Below are 15759 nucleotides of genomic sequence, written 5' to 3' on the forward strand. Positions count from 1 at the left end.
CGGGCAGGTCCTTCCAGCGTTCCGGATCGGCGGTGACGACGATTGCGCCGTCAGGGCGGTCAGGGGTCGGTTCGGCCGGATACCGGGTATGTGCGGTTACCTCGGTGTCTTCCTGCACAACCGCAAGGGCAGCCGACGGGACTCAGCGGGCCGCCGCTCGCTCGGCCCGCTCCTCGGAAGTGAGCAGGGTGTGGGCGAGGCGGGCCAGGTAGGCGCGCGGCGAAAGTCTGTAGGCAGCCGCTATCTCAGCGAGCCGATCGCACACCTCGGCGGAGAAACGGATGTTCGCGTCGGACATGATGGGCTGCTTCCCGCTCCCCGTACGAGGTACGGGTACGCACCCGTACCTCGTACGGCAAAAAAAGAGGGGCGCCCGACGACATCCGCCGAGCGCCCCTCTTCGCGTATACGTACCGCCTACGCCGTCTTCTGCTCGCCCGGGCCGCGCCCGCGGGCGTCGCGCGGGATCAGCGTCGGGTTGACGTTGGACAGGACGACGTCCGCCGTGATGACGACCCTCGCCACGTCCTTCCGCGAGGGAACCTCGTACATCACCGCCTGGAGGACCTCCTCCATGATGGCGCGCAGGCCGCGCGCGCCGGTCTGGCGGAGGATCGCCTGGTCGGCGATGGCTTCCAGGGCCTCGCGCTCGAAGTCCAGCTCCACGCCGTCGAGTTCGAACAGGCGCTGGTACTGCTTCACGAGCGCGTTGCGAGGCTCCACGAGGATCTGGAGGAGCGCCGGCCGGTCGAGGTTGTGGACCGAGGTGATGACGGGCAGCCGGCCGATGAACTCGGGGATCATGCCGAACTTCACCAGGTCCTCGGGCATGACGGCCTCGAACTGGTCCTTGGACTCGAGCTCGCGCTTGGAGCGGATCGTCGCGCCGAAGCCGATGCCCTTGGCACCCGCCCTCGACTCGATGAGCTTCTCCAGGCCCGCGAAGGCGCCACCCACGATGAACAGGACGTTCGTCGTGTCGATCTGGATGAACTCCTGGTGGGGGTGCTTGCGTCCGCCCTGGGGCGGAACGGAGGCCGTCGTGCCCTCCAGGATCTTGAGCAGCGCCTGCTGGACGCCCTCGCCGGACACGTCCCGCGTGATCGACGGGTTTTCGCTCTTACGGGCCACCTTGTCGATCTCGTCGATGTAGATGATGCCCGTCTCGGCCTTCTTGACGTCGTAGTCGGCCGCCTGGATGAGCTTCAGCAGGATGTTCTCGACGTCCTCGCCGACGTACCCCGCCTCCGTCAGTGCCGTCGCGTCGGCGATGGCGAACGGGACGTTGAGCATGCGCGCGAGCGTCTGGGCGAGCAGAGTCTTGCCGGAGCCCGTGGGGCCCAGCAGGAGGATGTTGGACTTCGCCAACTCGATGGCGTCGTCCCGGTTCTGACCGCCGCCGTTCTCACCGGCCTGGACCCGCTTGTAGTGGTTGTACACCGCGACCGAGAGGGCTTTCTTGGCCGACTCCTGGCCGACCACGTACCCCTCGAGGAACTCGTAGATCTCGCGGGGCTTCGGGAGCTCCTCCCAGCGGACCTCGCTCGTTTCCGCGAGTTCTTCTTCGATGATCTCGTTGCAGAGATCGATGCACTCGTCGCAGATGTACACACCGGGGCCTGCGATGAGCTTCTTGACCTGCTTCTGGCTCTTGCCACAGAACGAGCACTTGAGCAGATCGCCGCCGTCACCGATGCGTGCCACGGTGTGCTTCCCCTTCGCCTGGGAGACGCCTAGGTCCAGCGGCTCCTGGTGCTGCCTTATGTCCGACGGTACCTTGCCGAGCCCCCCGTTCGGGCCCCCCTTGGCGCGGTTCACTTTGTCGTGAACCGCGCCAACGGGCGACAGACGAGCGGCAGACGATACAGCGATACGTCAGACGATCGCGGAACTGTTCATCTTGCGGGTGGAGATGATCTGGTCGATCAGGCCGTACGCGAGCGCGTCCTCAGCGGTGAGGATCTTGTCGCGCTCGATGTCCTCGCGGATCTTCTCGATCGGCGTGGTCGAGTGCTTGGCCAGCATGTCTTCCAGCTGCGCACGCATACGGAGGATCTCGTTCGCGGCGATTTCGAGGTCCGAGACCTGGCCGCGGCCGGTCTCGCTGTAGGGCTGGTGGATCAGCACGCGGGCGTTCGGAAGCGCCATGCGCTTGCCCGGCGTACCGGCGGCCAGCAGGATCGCGGCGGCCGAGGCGGCCTGACCCATGCAGACCGTCTGGATGTCGGGCTTCACGAACTGCATCGTGTCGTAAATGGCCGTGAGGGCCGTAAACGAGCCACCGGGGCTGTTGATGTAGACCGAGATGTCACGGTCGGGGTCCATCGACTCCAGGCACAGCAGCTGCGCCATGACGTCGTTGGCGGAGGCGTCGTCGATCTGCACGCCGAGGAAGATCACGCGCTCCTCGAACAGCTTCGCGTACGGGTCGTACTCACGCACGCCCTGCGAGGTGCGCTCGACGAAGCGCGGGATGACGTAGCGGGACTCCGCACGAGGACCGGTGTACTCGGCCTGCGTGCGGGCGTAGAGGCCGCTGCCGGGGAAGTCGTTCACTGTGTCTCCTGAAGAGCCTGTAAGAGCCTGGGGCGGTCGGCTGGGGGCGCTGGAGGGCCTTCTGCGCCGCTCCGGGGCACTGGGTGTGCCCGGGAGCGGCAGAGGGGCCACGCGCCGCCCTGGGGGGCGCTGAGGGGCTTACGCCGCCCCGGTGCCGCCACCGCCCGGCATACCGGCGGCGGTGGGCATGATGTCGTCGATGAGGCCGTACTCCTTGGCCTCGATCGGGTCGAACCAACGGTCGCGGTCCGAGTCACGAGTGATCTGCTCGACCGTCTGACCGGTGTGGAAGGAGGTCAGCTCGGCCATCCGCTTCTTGGTGTGCAGCAGCCGCTCGGCGTGGATCTTGATGTCCGAGGCGGAGCCCGCCAGGCCGGCCGAGGGCTGGTGGATCAGGATCTCGGCGTTCGGCAGGGCGAAGCGCTTGCCGGGGGTACCCGCGCTGAGCAGGAACTGACCCATCGAGGCCGCCATGCCCATGGCGATCGTCACCACGTCGTTCTTGATGTACTGCATGGTGTCGTAGATCGCCATGCCGGCCGTGATCGATCCGCCGGGGCTGTTGATGTAGAGGTAGATGTCCTTGTCCGGGTCGGAGGCAAGGAGCAGCAGCTGCGCCGTGATCTTGTTGGCGATGTCATCGTCGACCGCCTGGCCGAGGAAGATGATCCGCTCGCCGAGCAGTCGGTTGTAGACCTGGTCGCCGAGGCCACCACCGATAGGGTCGCCGGCAGCTGTGGGCATCAGATTCGTCACGTATCCACCTGCTCGTCTTACGACGGCGCCGGGCCGTCTCACGTCTTCTGCTGGGGGCGTGGGACCCCGGTGCGACAACCGCCCGGGGCGGCTTCGGGGACTCCCCTGCCCTCGTATTCATGGACCCTAACGCGCGGGTCCCTCCGGGGAATCCCGCAGAAGGAACTGTTCGCTGTGAGCGCATGCGCTCCGCCGGGTTGGACAGGGGGTTCGGCGGGGCTCCGGCCCCGTCGGGGGCGCGGGGAACTGTGCGATCCGCCCCCTCCCCCGCGGACAAAGCCGCGGTCGCGTCCGCCACGGGCGGTCCAACGGCGGGTGCGGCCCGTCGTGGGTCGCTCGCGCAGTTTCTCGCGCCCCGGAAGGCCGACGGGCCCCCGGGGGCAAGAAGTCCCCGGGGGCCCGTCGTAGAGCTGCTGAAGCGCCGTGGGCTTACGCCTCGGGCTTCTCCTCGGAAGCCTCGACGGAGGCCTCGTCACCGTCGGTGACCTCGGCGACGACCTCGGTGGCCGACTCGGTCTCGTCCTCCTCGTCGTCGAGGTCGACGACCTCGCCGTTCGTGTCCTTGACCGTGGCGGCCTCGACGACGACCGCGAGGGCCTTGCCGCGGGCGACCTCGCCGACCAGCATCGGGACCTGGCCGCCTTCGACGACCGCCTGGGCGAACTGGTCGGGGGACATGCCGGAGGAGGCCGCACGCCGCATGAGGTGCTCGGTGAGCTCCTCCTGGTTGACGTTCAGCTTCTCCTTGTTGACGAGCTCGTCCAGGACGAACTGGGTCTTGATGCCCTTGATCGCCGCTTCCTTGGTCTCGGCGTCGAACTCCTCCTCGGTCTTGCCCTGGATCTCCAGGTACTTCGCGAGGTCGAGGCCCATCTGGCCGAGCTGGTGGTGCTCGAGGTTGTGCTTACGGGTGTTGATCTCGTCCTCGAGCAGCTTCTCGGGGACCGGGACCTCGACCAGCTCGAGCAGCTTCTCCAGGACACGCTCCTGGGCCTGCGTGGCCTGGTCGTACTGCTTCATGTTCTCGAGGCGCTTGCGGCTGTCCGCCTTGAGCTCGTCGAGGGTGTCGAACTCGGAGGCGAGCTGCGCGAAGTCGTCGTCCAGCTCGGGCAGTTCGCGCGCGGCGACCTGGGTGACCTTGACGGTGACCTCGGCCTCCTTACCGGCCGCCGAGCCGCCCTTGAGCTCGGAGGCGAAGGTGGCCTCGCCACCGGCCTCCAGGCCCTTCACGGCCTCGTCGATGCCGTCCAGCAGCTCACCGGAGCCGATGGTGTAGGAGACGTCGGAGGCGACGCCGTCCTCCAGCACCTCTCCGTCGACCTTGGCCTCCAGGTCGATCGTGACGACGTCGCCGTCCTCGGCGGCGCGCTCGACCGGCGAGGTGGACGCGAAGCGCTCACGGAGCTCCTCGACGGCCTTCTCGACGTCCTCGTCGGTGACCTCGACTGCGTCGACCTCGACCTCGATGCCGGAGTAGTCCGGGATCTCGATGGTCGGGCGGACGTCGACCTCGGCGGTGAAGTTCAGCGTTTCGCCGTCCTTCAGCTCCGTGATGTCGACCTCGGGCTGGCCGAGGACGTTCAGCTCAGCCTCGTTGACCGCTTCGGTGTAGAACTTCGGGAGCGCGTCGTTGACGGCCTCTTCGAGTACGGCGCCGCGACCGAACCGCTGGTCGATGACGCGCGCCGGGATCTTGCCCTTCCGGAAGCCCTTCACCGTGACCTGCTGGTTGATCTTCTTGTACGCCGCGTCGAGGCTGTCCTTGAGCTCCTCGAAGGGCACCTCAACAGTGAGCCGAACCCGAGTCGGGTTCAGGTTCTCCACGGCGCTCTTCACGGTTCGGTCTCCTTGTGGCTGACTTCTTGGGGGTACTGCTGCGGGGTTCTGCTGTTTGTTTCTGCCGAGATCGGGCAGAGCCTCAGCGGATTCGCGGCCCTTGAGAGACGTAACAGTGCAGACACACGGGCGCGCAACCTGCATAGTAACCGCAGGCGGTACACGCCCCAAAAGGCGATCTTGCGATCCCGGCCATCGGCCGTGGGGCGTCTGTTCTCTCGCCTGATCCGTGGCCTGACGTGTCGCCGGAACCGGCTGGTGGTCGGGGTGGCGGGATTTGAACCCACGGCCTTCCGCTCCCAAAGCGGACGCGCTACCAAGCTGCGCCACACCCCGTCGGTGCGACACGTAGGGTACATGCCCGGAGACAGCGCGGCTGCCGCATTTCACGAGCGTCCGTGGGGTCGCGGAACGGGGTGTGCGGGGATGGGGCGCGACCCGCTACGATGCCTCCTGTGCCGGGGTCACTGACCTGCGGCGCTCTCTGTGCGGGCGTAGCTCAATGGTAGAGCCCTAGTCTTCCAAACTAGCTACGCGGGTTCGATTCCCGTCGCCCGCTCTGTACGGCTCAGGGCCAGGTCAGAGGAATATTCCTCCGCCTGGCCCTGATCGTTTCCGGGGGCTCCGTTCAGTCCGGCGTGTCCCCCGCGTGCCCCTCGGGCTTTGGATCTTGCTTCTTCTTTGCCTTCCGAGCCCGCTTCCGGCCCTTCTTGACCAGACCGCTCACCGCGTCGGCGATCAGCCGATCCCGGTCGGCGCTCGCGTGCTGGTAGATCAGCGCGGCGCGAGCGGTGCTGTGGCCCATGCGGGACATCAGCTCCCGCGTGCTGGCCCCGGTCGACGCGGCCAGGGTGTTCCCCGTGTGCCGAAGATCATGGAAGTGCAGGCCCTTGATTCCGGCGTCCGAGCAGGCCTTGCGCCACAGCCGGTTGAAGTGGTTGCGGCGCGGGGTCGCTCCCTTGGCGCCGATGAAGACGCGGCCGTCGGCGCCCGGCTCGGCGTACCGCTCCAGGTGGGCGCGGACGTCCGCGAGGATCGCGCCCGGAATCGCCACCGTGCGCTTGCCCGCAGCGCTCTTGGGCGCCTTGATCTCACGCTGCCCGCTGAACAGTTCGGCGACTGCACGGCGGACGCGTACGGCGCCGTGGTCGAGGTCGATATCCCGGCGGTGCAGGCCGATCAGCTCGCCCCAGCGCAGGCCGAGGAAGCCGGCCATGAGCACGAGCACCCGGTAACGCGGCTGGATCGCGTCGGCGAGGTCGTAGACCTCCTGAACGGTGGCGGTCGGCCGTTCCGGGGTGTGCACGGTGCTCGCGCCCTTGATCGTGCACGGGTTGCGCCTGATCATCTGATCGGCCACGGCGGTACCCATGATCGCGCGTAGGAGGGCGTACGCCTTGGCGACGGTGGTCGGTCCGGCGCCGGACGCAAGCTTGTCAGCACGCCAGCGGCGCACCAGCGGGGGCGAGATCTCGGCGACGTCGACCGCCCCGAAAGTGGGTTCGAGGTGGTGACGCAGAAGCGAGCCGTACAACTGGCGTGTGGTGCTGGTCAGTTCACGTTCCTTGATCCAGGCTGCGGCGTACGGGCCGAACGCCACCTTCCCGGCATCCGGGTCGTGCCAGTCGCCACGGCGCATCTCAGTCTGCTTGTCGGCCAACCAGTCGTCCGCGTCCTTCTTCGTGCGGAACGTCTCCGGAGCGGGCCGGAGTTGTCCGTCAGGGCCGAGATAGCGAGCCTGATAGCGGCCGGACGGAAGCTTGCGGACACGGCCGAACTGTCGGCGCTTGCTTGCCATCAGGCAGCCACCCCCCGGAGGACGGCACCACGCCGACGCGGCTGCACCGTGTTGGCGGCGATGTACTCGCGTACGGCACTCTCGGGGATGCGGACGTGTCGGCCGACCTTCACGTAGGTGATGCGGCGCTCTTCGATCAGGCGCCGGGGGAAGCGCACGGTCGTGCCCAGGACTTCGGCGACCTGGTCAACGCTGAGGTACCGCTCATTCATGGTCGTGATCTCCTTCCTGACGCAGATCTGCAAGGGCTTCACGTGCTGTCTCACGGTTCAGTTGGATGTCCCGGCGGATGTTGGCGGCGAGCCAGGATTCGCCGGGGGTGTGGCCGTGGCCGGCGTAGGTCCAGTGGGAGAGCACGAGGGTGGTTGCCTCCGGGTTGTCGTCGGGATCGGGCAGGCCGAGGGCGGCGCGTTGCTGGGCGGCGCGGTAGTCGGCACGGACCTGGCGCAGCGCGCCGAGAGTGGTGGAGTAGCGGCGGGACTTGGTGGAGAAGTGGCCGCGGAAGCCGAGCATGTGAGCCCAGTCCCGCAGCTTCCGGTCGGGGTAGAGGGCGTGCAGGTCGAGGCAGGCTTCGATCAGCCGGCGGGGGTGGTCGGGCACGTCGAGCAGTACGAGGGCTTCTTTGTTCCCGATCCGGCGGTCAACGGCTCCGGTTGTCTCGGCTGCCTTGGCGGCGTACTTGGCGACGTAGGAGGCCACGGCCTGTTCGGTGAGTTCTTCGCCGTCGCCGAAGGCCTTGATCCGCTGGACGTCGAGCTGTGTGCCCCATCGCAGCGTGCGAGCCGGCTGAGTGCGGGCCGGTTGGTCGGGGTCCGGCCGGTATCGGGCCGGGGGTACGTCGACAGCCACGCGGGCAGCGGCGGCACGGATCGCGTCGGTGAGCAGGTCGAGGGTGGCCCAGTGGGGGGACGGGGTGTCGGGTCCGTCCGGTCCGTCGAAGCGGATCACGGCGTGGAAGTGGACGGCCCCGCGCTTCTGGTACTCAGCGACCTTGCCGAAGGACAGCCGGGACTGTTCGCGGGCGTCCTTCTGGGTGAGACCGGCACGCTTGGCGATCTCACGGCGCAGGTAGATCGTGAAGTAGCGCCACAGGTCCGAGGCGTGGTTGTTCCACAGCACCGCGCCCGCGTAGTCGTACGTTGCGGAGTCGAGCGGGGTGCCGAGTTCGGGAGCGTCCTCCTGGTGGCGCTGGCCGCAGCGGCAGGGCCGGTTGCCGGGGCGGTTGTGGACGGGGCCGAACGAGGGGGCGGTGAGGGTGGCGAAGACGCGGGGGTGGTCGCGCACGGTGTGCGGGGTGCCCTTGTCCGGGTCTCCGGTCAGTCCGGCGCGGATGAGGTGGTAGGTGTCACCGGCGTAGGTCCAGGCGCAGGCCGGGCAGCGGGAGGCACGGCGGTTGCCGCAGGCCACCCGGAGCATGCCGCCCGGCTCGTGCTCGGTCGTGTAGGAGTGCAGCACGGTCTTGGTCGTCGGGTCGATCGTCTTCGTGCCGCCGGTGAGCCGAATCGGGTCAGAGCAGCCGCCGGTACGGCGGATCTGGTCTTGCCAGCGGTCGAAGTCGTCGGCACCGGCCACCCTCAGCACGTCGCCGAGGGTGGCCGGGTCGAGACCCGCCAGGGTGGCGGTGTCGGTCACACGATCACCGCCCGTTCCGCTTGTGGGCGGGGCCGTGGTTGTCCGTGTAGTGCTGGACCAAGGCTTTGACGTCGTCCTTGCCGGTGGCCTGGTTGGTCGCGCCGCAGCCGCCACAGGCGTAGTCGGCGAAGGGCTCGGATGAACTGGAGTGCTGTCCGATGCGGATGCCAGGGAAGTCATGAGTCGGGGTCAGGTCGGCCATATCGGTCACCGCCCCGTGCGCACGAGGACGGCGGCGGAGGCGATGTGTCCGGTGCCCTTGCAGGCCCGGCAGGTGACGCGCAGGGTCGTGCGGGAGCCGTCGCGGTTGCGGGTACCAGTGGTGATCGCGGCGGCGGCGAAGCCGTCGCAGTCACGGCAGACGGGCGTGTTCTGGGCGCGCTGAGGCATGATGGGGCTTCCCTTTCGGGTCGAAAGATCTGGAAGAGGTCCAGGCGCCCGGAGCGGCGGAAGTTTGGCGACCGAGGCCGCTCCGGGGGCCGTTCAGCGGTTGTGCAGGTCCTTGAGCAGCAGGCGCAGCACCACCGCGACCAGGGCGACGGAAACGCCGGTGATAGCGACCGCCAGGAGCAGCGAGACCAGAACCGCGCCGACGACGAGGACCACCGCGGTACCGCCACCGACGAGAGCGACAGCCGTGCCGGGGGTGAGCTGGACGGTGGGCCGTGCCGGAGCCTGGGACACCGGGGCCGGAGCGGGGGCCGAGGTCACCGGGGTGTTCGCGGCCGGGGCCGGTGCAGGGGGCGGGGCGGTGTCGGGGGTCGGGTACTTCGGGGTAAACACGAGCTTTTCTCCCTTCGAGTGGGGTTACTTGACGACCGCGCCGACGGCGGGGCCGAGGACGCTGTGGGCGATGAGGTAGCCGCCGAGCAGGAGCACGGCCACCAGCCACCAGGGCGGGCGGACGAGCTTGACGCCGAGGTATCCGACGGCGACCAGGGCGAGCCAGAGCGGAACGTTCATGGCGGTGATCCCCTAGGGCTGGCAGCGGTGGGTGCGGGCGGCGAGTTCGGCGGCGGAGCGGTCGTTGTAGTCGGTGGAGAAGCCGCAGCCGGGGGCGGTGCAGGCCGCCGTGTGCCTGTTGCGGCCGCGGCCGTCGAAGTAGGTGCCGACCTCGACGGGGCCGATGCGGATCACGTTCCGGAAGCGCCGGTAGACGGGCATTTCTGTCCCTTCTAGTCAGGTGAGCTGGAGTTCGGCGGCGATCGCGTCTGACATCGGGCCGGGGAGCCCGAGCCGTGCGGAGAGCGCATCTGCGGCCATCGGGGCCCCGGTCGCGGCGCGGTGTGACTCGGCGATCTTCCGGGCGTGGTCCAGGAGCGCGACCGGCACCGTCACCGCGGGCGCGGCAGGTTCGGGCAGCGCGGCCGGAAGCCCCGGAGCCGCAGGCGGAGCCGGGGGGTCGACGCGGTACATGTCGACCTCGGTCACGGCCGGTTGTCCGTCCACAGGCTGTGCACGAGGTTCGGCGGGGGCCGGGGTGTCGGTGGGTGCGTGGACGAGAAGGGTGCCGCCGAGGAAGGCGAGCGCGGGCCAGCCGGCGACGAGGATGCACAGCCAGGCAGGGACGTTGTGCAGGTCGAGGAGTCCGGCGGTGGCGATGTTCGCGCCGAGCGAGGCGAACAGGGCGATCACGAACCAGGTCCACGCCGACCGGTCCCGGCGGGCCGTGCGCAGTCGGCGCCAAGCGGCGACCAGCAGCAGATCGACGCTGATGGGGTAGGCCCAGGCCTTCCATCCGGTCTGTCCGGCGGCTTCGGCAAGGTCGTGCAGGTGGGCGAAGGACAGCGCACCGGCGATCACGGCCTGTACGAGTACGGCGTCCGGACGGATCGAGCGGGACATGTCCTCACCTCCTTCGCGGGGGTCGGGCCGGGGGCGGGCGGGGAGCGGTGTCCGGCCGCCCGGCCCCGGCAGTTCAGTCGGTTGCGGCTTCGCCGGTGCCGAAGCAGGCCAGGCAGATACCGGCCTGTTTGCCGACGGCGCGGCGCTTGCGGCCCACGTGGACCGTGACGGGAACCTCTCCGGTGCCGTCGCACGGACCGCACTTCGGGGGAGCCGGGGCCGCGGTGGGGGCGGGGCGCGGGGGTGTCTTCTTCGTGGCCACGGGTCACCACTCGCCGGGGTACTCGGGGCCGTCGGTCGGGTCGTAGCCGGGCGGGAACAGGCCCGGCGGGGGCTCCGGAAGGGATGCCGCGATGGACGGGCCGATCGCGTCCACGAACGCGTGGTCGGCGCCGTACTGGTCGGCGTACAGGGCGAGGGAGCCGAGCAGCAGCACCGTGCGGTGGAAGTCCTCGCAGTGCTCGCACATCGGGTGGTCCTCCTGTTTCAGGCATGGCTCGGGTAGGGACCTGGCGCGAAGCGGTCGCGCCAACCGGGGTGGGGCGGTGTGCTACTCGGTGACCGGCACCGGCTTGACCAGCGGCGGCACGCTCGCGGGCGCGGGGCCGGCCGGGACGTGCGGGCGGAACGGGTCGAGCGCGGGCAGGTACGGGACCAGGTGGGCGAACTCCCGGCACACCGCCGTGGCTTCCGCCTGTGTCGTCATCGGCGTGCGGATGCGGGACCAGCCGCCGGAGGAGTCGGCGGCGACCGCCAGGCCGGCCTTGTCCGGCGGGATCGTCGTGACCATCGGGACCGCCTCTGGTGCGACGTCACCGAGGCCCATTTCGGCGGTCTGCTTGTCGTTGACGCGGTGCACCACACGCCCGGTGAGCTGAGCACGGAGCATGGTGGCGCCCTTGCCGAGCTCGGAGCCGAAGCGCTGCCCGCAGATCTCCAGGTAGATCCCGGCGGCACGGGCCATCTGCGCCAGCCGGATCAGCGCCGTCACCAGCCGTTCGCGGCGCTCCTCATCCTTACGCGAGGAGATCAGGAAGAGTTCCGCGATCTCGTCGACGAGGAGCACGATCGGCACCGGCCGTACCTTCTCCGGAAGCTCCCACAGGTCCGAGACGCCATACAGGCTCAACAGGTCGAACCGGGATTCCATCTCCGCCACCAGCACATCGAGCAGCGCGGCGGCACGGTCCGGATCGGTGGCCAGGGCCGACAGACGCGGCGCGTAGGCGGACTGTTCGACACCGCGCTTGCAGTCGATCCCCGCCAGCGCCACCGGCAGTTGAGCCAGGCCCTTGACCAGGTTGCGCTGGAACATGGACTTGCCCGACTGGTTGGCGCCCAGCGTGAGCGCCATCGGGACCTTGCGGTAGTCGCGGACGAACGCGGTCCCGTCCTCGCGCAGAGCCACCGGCACGATCATGTCGTGAGGCTGTGCCTTGCGCGGCATCCGCACCCGCCGCAGCACGTCGTACCCGGTCATCCGCAGTTCCACGAACCCGGGCTTCGTCTCGATCACGGTGACCGAGTGCACGCCCCAGGCGTGACGCAGCCGTTCCGAGGAGGCGACCACGTCCGCCGGTTCCAGGCCCGCGGGGAGCCGCAGGGTGACCCGCAGACCGGTGGACGTGCCGCGGACCCGGCGGATCTTCGGCGGCACCGGCTGCACCTCGCGCCGGGCGACGTTGCGGACCATGAACGCCCGCAGACCCGACGGCTGCACCGTCAGCCCGCACACATCCATCGTCGACCGGTAGCTCAGGGTGAAGCGGCCCCAGGCCGCCGGCAGTCCGACCAGCGACCAGTACACGCGCGGAGCGCGGAACTTCGCGTAGCCCAGACCACCGGCACCCGCTAAGGCGCCCGACGCCTCCAGCCACAGGGACAGATCAGCCATGGCTCAGACCCCGGCCGTGACGGCGACCGCGCGGAACGAGATGCCGTGGCGCTTCTGGCCGTTGAACTCGTTTTCCCAGTCCCGCGCCTTCAGGCCGATCACCTTCACCGGCGTGCCCGGCGCGAGGCCCTCGGGGAGGCCCGTCTCGGGAACGGTCACCTGGTAGAGGTTGCCCTCCCCCTCGTCCGAGATGAGCAGGCCCACCGTGGACAGCCCGGCACCGGTCTCCCGGTCCACCGCCCGCTCCCCGGTCTTCTGACTGATCAGCTTCGGCGTCGGCGCCGTGGCCACGAACACGACAGCGGTCGAAACATCGATCTTGAAAGACGGCATGAGCACATCCCTCGTTCATGGAGATTGCCGACTCGCAACCTCTCTAGGTATCTCCAGTAGAGCGCACGTCTCTAGAGACGTCAACAGAGATGTCTAGAGAGGTTGAAATTCGCGATGCGCGGCAACACGTCCAGAGCGCGGCAGCACACAGGTGCCCTAAGGTGTCTAGAGAAGAGAGGAGGGCTCTCAGATGGCCAGCACCGACGACCGTCGGCCGAAGTACCAGCGGATCGCGGACTCCCTACGAGAGGCGATCCAGGCAGGCGAGTACGGTCCGGGTGATCGGCTACCAGGGGAGAACGACCTCATGGCCGCGCATGGCGTGGCCCGCATGACCGCCCGCCAGGCACTCGGCGTGCTCCAGAACGAAGGCGTTGCCGAGTCGCGCAAGGGTGCAGGGGTGTTCGTTCGCGCATTCCGCCCTCTGCGGCGCAAGGGCATCCAGCGACTCTCCCAGGACCAGTGGGGCACCGGCCGATCAATCTGGTCGGCAGACATCGAGGACCGCACACTCGTGGTGGACCAGGTGACGGTGACAGAAGAGGCCGCACCGGAGCCGATCGGGCAGGTATTGGACCTCACCGAGGAAGACACGGTGTGCGTGCGACGCCGACGGTTCGTCCTCGACGGAAAGCCCGTTCTTCTCGCAACGAGCTATCTGCCTAGCTCGGTGGTTGCCGGATCAGCGATCACCCAGGTGGATACAGGCCCAGGCGGCACATACGCCAGGCTCGCCGAACTGGGACACAAGCCGGTGCACTTCCGCGAAGAGATCCGCTCACGCATGCCCACCAAGCACGAGGCTGCACAGTTGAGCATCTCCGCAGGCACGCCGGTGATCCTCATCTGTCGTACGGCGTTCGCCGACGAAGGCCGCCCCGTTGAGATCAACGAAATGACGCTGGACGCTGCCTCGTACGTGCTGGAGTACGACTTCGACGCGTGACCCGGCGTGACCCGGCGCGGGTTGTTACAGGTTTCTCTACCTCATCAAGCCCCGGCTGCGCTCCGCTCCGCCGGGCGCGCTTCCCGGCTCTGGCTGCGCCCGCGCTCCTGCCTTCGGCCCGCTCGGCGCTGCCGCCGCCGACGCGCGCCCACATGTGGATAGGGCCGGTGGCCATGAGTCGATCACCGTATAGCGCGGCCTACGGTCAAGACGATGCCTCCGGCGGGGGATCGGCCGGCACCGGGATGGAGGGGGCGCCGTCGCCGACCGCGGGTCCGTAGTGGGATGCGCGGGGGTGCTCCCATCCCGTCCACCGTCGACCCAGGCAAAGCCGAGCAGACGCGGCCCATGGCGTCCAGGTCGTTCGTACAGTGGCGCGCTCCACCTGGACGCCATGAACCACGCCCGCTCCACGGTGTGTGGGTCGACGGCGGACGGGAAGGAAGCTGGGGAGTGTGGTGGGTTGAGGTTGCGAGCTAATCTGCTGCTCAGGGGGGTGTTCATGAGCGAGCGGGACTTGTCTGAGTACGAAGGGATGTGGACCACCGAGCGGGAACGGTGGGCCCTCTTCCGAAGCGACATGGGCTATCTGCCGATACGCAGAGGTGACCCGCCTATGGCCGAGGTCATCTGCGATGAGGAACTGTCAGAGCTCGTGGTGGCGAAGATGCTTGCTGCCGGGGTAGCAGTCGTCGTGGACTTCCAGGACTGTCAAGTCCGTGAGTGATGTCTGACACCAACGTCTGACACCAACACCGACGGATCGGGCCGGACGAGGGCGACTCCCGCCGACCGCCGCTTCTCCGGGGAGCACGGATCATTCCGAGTTGCAGGAACGCTGTGATTGACCTGATAAGGATGAGGCCCGACCTCAAAGCCTGTGCACCAGAAGAGCGGCTCAGAGCACCGCATGAGAGCCGAGTAGGGCCCTGGACGGACGGTTTGGGGCACAGGAGGCTGAGAACGCGGCAGAGAGCCACACGTGCCCCCTGCGTGCCCGATGAGGGGGTACCGCACGGGGAACGACGGGGAGTCACGGCAACCAGTTCAGAAACGCGCAGGTCAGCGTCTCTCCAGGTCACCGCACATCCGCATACGCGATCTTCCAAACTAGCTACGCGGGTTCGATTCCCGTCGCCCGCTCCATGCGGCTCAGGGCCGGGCCGGAGGATCACTCCTCCGGCCCGGCCCTGAGCATTTTCCCGGCCGGTCGGATCGCCGATCGTTTTGCCGACCGGTCGGATCGCCGATCGTTTTGCCGACCGGTCGGGATCGTCGATCGATTTCCCGGCCGGTCGGCCGGTCGGATCTCGGATCACTGATCGAGCCGGCATGGAGAGCGCGGTCGGCCCCGGGCGCGGCCGTCGGGATCCGCGTCCACGAATGGGGGCGGGAAGACGTCGGCCCGTCCCGCCGGGAGATCAGAAACTGATCGAGTTGATCGTCTGCGCTATCGAGTCGAGGAACCGTTGGATGGACGGAGCCATTCCGGTCGACGCGAGGAAGAAGCCGAAGAGCACCGCGACGATGGCGGGCCCCGCCTTGATCGATCCCCCTCGGATCAGCACCACGAGGATGATCGCCAACAGCAGTACCACTGACAGCGAGATGGCCACAACTGATCACACCCTACGGTCGGTCCGCTCTCCCGGCCCGGGGGTGCAGCCCCACACACCCCCGCCAGAACCATCGTGCCACCAACCCGGCCCCCGTATGCCGCAGGTGACACATCGTCGGTCGGGACCGCCGGGAAGCCGCCCTCCCCCGCCGTCCCGGGGCGGACCAACTGCGCGACCCCGTACGGTAATTCGACGGTGCGCCGGTATGGGAAATTCAGAGGGATCGTTGCTGTGTCCACACATCCCGTTCGCAGGAATTTCGAATTGTCGCCACAGGCACGGCGAAGAAACCCCGGAGGGCACCCGGAAGATGACCCGAAGACGCCGAAGATTGGACATTTCACCAGAGTCGCCCGCGAGTGTTATGCACCAATTAGTCGTGACGAATACGGACAGAACAGCGCCGCAACTGCCGCATGCAGTAAGGGGTAATCCTCGAATCCATGGTGCTCGAAACGTTACTCACGGACGAACTCACACGTGATAAGCAGGAATAACGCCAGGAGTTTTACGAAGACACACAGACAACGCTAGGGTGCCTCAG

The 15759-nt window shown here is 68.2% G+C and carries 21 protein-coding genes and 2 tRNA genes; 3 read left to right on the plus strand and 20 right to left on the minus strand.

The window, feature by feature from the left end; genetic code table 11:
- Window positions 1-142 precede the first annotated feature (142 nt).
- The 6 genes from ABZ656_RS14655 to ABZ656_RS14680 all read right to left on the minus strand — a co-directional run bounded on the left by ABZ656_RS14655 (window position 143) and on the right by ABZ656_RS14680 (window position 5484).
- Window positions 143-298: a hypothetical protein gene (locus tag ABZ656_RS14655; protein ID WP_180362416.1), complete on the minus strand. Its 156-nt coding sequence runs from the start codon at window positions 296-298 to the stop codon at window positions 143-145.
- 119 nt (window positions 299-417) lie between these two features.
- Window positions 418-1704: an ATP-dependent Clp protease ATP-binding subunit ClpX gene (clpX, locus tag ABZ656_RS14660; RefSeq protein WP_054231969.1), complete on the minus strand. Its 1287-nt coding sequence runs from the start codon at window positions 1702-1704 to the stop codon at window positions 418-420.
- A 171-nt stretch (window positions 1705-1875) separates the two neighbouring features.
- Entirely contained in the window at window positions 1876-2556 is a 681-nt protein-coding gene (locus ABZ656_RS14665) for an ATP-dependent Clp protease proteolytic subunit (RefSeq protein WP_054231896.1), read from the minus strand.
- 138 nt (window positions 2557-2694) lie between these two features.
- Window positions 2695-3300, minus strand: a complete 606-nt coding sequence (locus ABZ656_RS14670) for an ATP-dependent Clp protease proteolytic subunit (protein WP_060897745.1) — start codon at window positions 3298-3300, stop codon at window positions 2695-2697.
- 441 nt (window positions 3301-3741) lie between these two features.
- Entirely contained in the window at window positions 3742-5148 is a 1407-nt protein-coding gene (gene tig / locus ABZ656_RS14675) for a trigger factor (RefSeq protein ID WP_360267920.1), read from the minus strand.
- Window positions 5149-5407: 259 nt separating this feature from the next.
- Window positions 5408-5484 (minus strand) — tRNA-Pro (locus tag ABZ656_RS14680).
- 152 nt (window positions 5485-5636) lie between these two features.
- On the opposite strand from ABZ656_RS14680, the gene ABZ656_RS14685 reads away from it, so the two are divergent.
- A tRNA-Gly gene (locus ABZ656_RS14685) sits at window positions 5637-5707 on the plus strand.
- Window positions 5708-5776: 69 nt separating this feature from the next.
- Here ABZ656_RS14685 and ABZ656_RS14690 read toward each other — a convergent pair.
- From ABZ656_RS14690 to ABZ656_RS14750, 13 genes are all read right to left on the minus strand, one after another.
- Window positions 5777-6946 carry a site-specific integrase gene (locus ABZ656_RS14690; protein ID WP_360267923.1) on the minus strand — a complete coding sequence of 390 codons (1170 nt, stop codon included), beginning with the start codon at window positions 6944-6946 and terminating at the stop codon, window positions 5777-5779.
- Complete coding sequence (locus tag ABZ656_RS14695) at window positions 6946-7158, minus strand: helix-turn-helix domain-containing protein (RefSeq protein ID WP_360267926.1); 213 nt, start codon at window positions 7156-7158, stop codon at window positions 6946-6948. Before ABZ656_RS14695 ends, ABZ656_RS14690 begins: the two co-directional genes overlap by 1 nt.
- Complete coding sequence (repSA, locus tag ABZ656_RS14700) at window positions 7151-8578, minus strand: replication initiator protein RepSA (protein WP_360267929.1); 1428 nt, start codon at window positions 8576-8578, stop codon at window positions 7151-7153. Before repSA ends, ABZ656_RS14695 begins: the two co-directional genes overlap by 8 nt.
- Window positions 8579-8582: 4 nt before the next feature.
- The gene (locus tag ABZ656_RS14705) at window positions 8583-8780 is read right to left on the minus strand and encodes a hypothetical protein (protein ID WP_360267932.1); all 198 of its coding nucleotides are present in this window, start codon (window positions 8778-8780) and stop codon (window positions 8583-8585) included.
- A 5-nt stretch (window positions 8781-8785) separates the two neighbouring features.
- Window positions 8786-8968 (minus strand): hypothetical protein, encoded by a 183-nt coding sequence (locus ABZ656_RS14710; RefSeq protein WP_360267935.1) that lies wholly within the window; start codon window positions 8966-8968, stop codon window positions 8786-8788.
- A 93-nt stretch (window positions 8969-9061) separates the two neighbouring features.
- Window positions 9062-9361, minus strand: a complete 300-nt coding sequence (locus tag ABZ656_RS14715) for a SpdD protein (RefSeq protein ID WP_360267938.1) — start codon at window positions 9359-9361, stop codon at window positions 9062-9064.
- 24 nt (window positions 9362-9385) lie between these two features.
- Window positions 9386-9541 carry a hypothetical protein gene (locus ABZ656_RS14720; protein ID WP_360267941.1) on the minus strand — a complete coding sequence of 52 codons (156 nt, stop codon included), beginning with the start codon at window positions 9539-9541 and terminating at the stop codon, window positions 9386-9388.
- Window positions 9542-9553: 12 nt separating this feature from the next.
- The gene (locus tag ABZ656_RS14725) at window positions 9554-9742 is read right to left on the minus strand and encodes a mobile element transfer protein (protein WP_266642906.1); all 189 of its coding nucleotides are present in this window, start codon (window positions 9740-9742) and stop codon (window positions 9554-9556) included.
- Window positions 9743-9757: 15 nt separating this feature from the next.
- Complete coding sequence (locus ABZ656_RS14730) at window positions 9758-10423, minus strand: DUF2637 domain-containing protein (protein ID WP_360267944.1); 666 nt, start codon at window positions 10421-10423, stop codon at window positions 9758-9760.
- 73 nt (window positions 10424-10496) lie between these two features.
- A complete protein-coding gene (locus ABZ656_RS14735) occupies window positions 10497-10685 on the minus strand; it encodes a hypothetical protein (RefSeq protein ID WP_360267947.1) in 189 nt (62 codons plus the stop codon).
- 3 nt (window positions 10686-10688) lie between these two features.
- The gene (locus ABZ656_RS14740) at window positions 10689-10892 is read right to left on the minus strand and encodes a hypothetical protein (protein ID WP_360267950.1); all 204 of its coding nucleotides are present in this window, start codon (window positions 10890-10892) and stop codon (window positions 10689-10691) included.
- Between the two features lie 81 nt (window positions 10893-10973).
- Window positions 10974-12317 carry an FtsK/SpoIIIE domain-containing protein gene (locus tag ABZ656_RS14745; protein ID WP_360267953.1) on the minus strand — a complete coding sequence of 448 codons (1344 nt, stop codon included), beginning with the start codon at window positions 12315-12317 and terminating at the stop codon, window positions 10974-10976.
- A 3-nt stretch (window positions 12318-12320) separates the two neighbouring features.
- A complete protein-coding gene (locus tag ABZ656_RS14750; protein ID WP_360267956.1) occupies window positions 12321-12650 on the minus strand; it encodes a hypothetical protein in 330 nt (109 codons plus the stop codon).
- Window positions 12651-12840: 190 nt separating this feature from the next.
- On the opposite strand from ABZ656_RS14750, the gene ABZ656_RS14755 reads away from it, so the two are divergent.
- Window positions 12841-13596, plus strand: coding sequence for a GntR family transcriptional regulator (locus ABZ656_RS14755; protein WP_360267959.1), 756 nt, complete (start codon window positions 12841-12843; stop codon window positions 13594-13596).
- A gap of 394 nt (window positions 13597-13990) precedes the next feature.
- Window positions 13991-14323 carry a hypothetical protein gene (locus ABZ656_RS14760; protein ID WP_360267962.1) on the plus strand — a complete coding sequence of 111 codons (333 nt, stop codon included), beginning with the start codon at window positions 13991-13993 and terminating at the stop codon, window positions 14321-14323.
- A 694-nt stretch (window positions 14324-15017) separates the two neighbouring features.
- Here ABZ656_RS14760 and ABZ656_RS14765 read toward each other — a convergent pair.
- The gene (locus tag ABZ656_RS14765) at window positions 15018-15212 is read right to left on the minus strand and encodes a hypothetical protein (RefSeq protein WP_054231893.1); all 195 of its coding nucleotides are present in this window, start codon (window positions 15210-15212) and stop codon (window positions 15018-15020) included.
- Window positions 15213-15759 lie beyond the last annotated feature (547 nt).

Source organism: Streptomyces sp. NPDC007095 (genome assembly GCF_040634475.1).
In the GTDB taxonomy this organism is placed as follows: Bacteria; Actinomycetota; Actinomycetes; order Streptomycetales; family Streptomycetaceae; genus Streptomyces.